The sequence below is a fragment of the Pseudovibrio japonicus genome, from assembly GCF_014651595.1.
Classification (GTDB): Bacteria; Pseudomonadota; Alphaproteobacteria; order Rhizobiales; family Stappiaceae; genus Pseudovibrio; species Pseudovibrio japonicus.
On record NZ_BMXE01000024.1, the window covers coordinates 1 to 627 of the forward strand.

A 627-nucleotide genomic window follows, 5' to 3' on the forward strand; every position below is an offset into this window, starting at 1 on the left:
AAGAAGGCGGTATCGGCGTCAACCCAGTTGTCGGTTCCAGGCTGCTCCCAGCTTTCTGCTTTATCCATGTCGTTCACGTAAATTGCGACATAGTCTTTGGATTCTTCGGGCAAACGGGTGAAGGCAACGGCATCGCGGACTTGTGAGAACCAGAGAGGGAATGGGCTTCCAGCCAGGTGGATCTGAGCTTTTGGTCCTTCATGATCCAAAACGGTCATCTGGCAATAAAAGCCGGCAGCTTCTGCACTCAATTGCATTGGATCAGGTTTTGCGACTGGCTCTTGTTCCTGACAGGCTGCCAGAAGCACAGTGACACCGATGACGGCAAATAGGTTTTTCATCATGGGGAAACCCTCTTAAGCAGCAGGATTGCGCCAGACATCGCGACGCCTGCAAACACGAAGATTGATACAAGCGCTGCTATTGGTGGGAATGGAAGGCTTTCTGCCACACCTGCCATACCGCCAACCATGGCGTTGGCATCCAGTGCAGACAGGTTAAACAGCCGGAACGCATCGGCCGGGTTCGCCAGAAGTGCGAATGGGAAAATGCTGGAGGCAAAGAAGCCTTCGCTGTTTGCTACCAATGCACCCAGCAAGGCCAGATCATAAAGCACGATCAGAACCA

1 protein-coding gene and 1 pseudogene are annotated in these 627 nt (G+C 52.8%); both read right to left on the reverse strand.

Annotated elements, in window-relative coordinates; translation table 11 throughout:
- Positions 1 to 344, reverse strand: a 344-nt coding sequence (locus IE076_RS22530) for a nitrous oxide reductase accessory protein NosL (protein WP_189439034.1), incomplete at its 3' end; no start/stop codon positions are given.
- Positions 341 to 627 (reverse strand): annotated as a pseudogene (locus IE076_RS22535) (ABC transporter permease); the annotation flags it as partial. The pseudogene IE076_RS22535 and the gene IE076_RS22530, both read right to left, overlap by 4 nt.